This window comes from Paraburkholderia sp. SIMBA_054 (assembly GCF_046534875.1).
In the GTDB taxonomy this organism is placed as follows: Bacteria; Pseudomonadota; Gammaproteobacteria; order Burkholderiales; family Burkholderiaceae; genus Paraburkholderia; species Paraburkholderia hospita.
In genome coordinates, this window is sequence record NZ_JAWRXV010001754.1 from 1 (window position 1) to 235 (window position 235).

Annotated in this window: 1 protein-coding gene; it reads right to left on the bottom strand. The window is 43.0% G+C overall.

Annotated elements, in window-relative coordinates; translation table 11 throughout:
• Window positions 1–235 (bottom strand): Ig-like domain-containing protein (locus tag SB822_RS61110; RefSeq protein WP_410859660.1); only part of this gene is annotated, 235 nt, incomplete at both ends.

Sequence of the window (235 nt, forward strand, 5' to 3'; positions counted from 1 at the left end):
ATACCAACACCGTAAACTGATCAGTGCCGTTAAAATTTAAATTCGGTTGATAGTTAAAGGTTCCATCTGCATTCACCACGGCTACTCCGTTGCCAGGTGCTGTCTGCAGGCTGAACGTTAACGAATTTCCATCTGGATCTACTGCCACGATTTGATTGATTAACGTGCTGTCTTCCGCAATGATAAAGCTGACATTGGACGTAATTGGAGGATCATTTACGGGTATGACATTGAT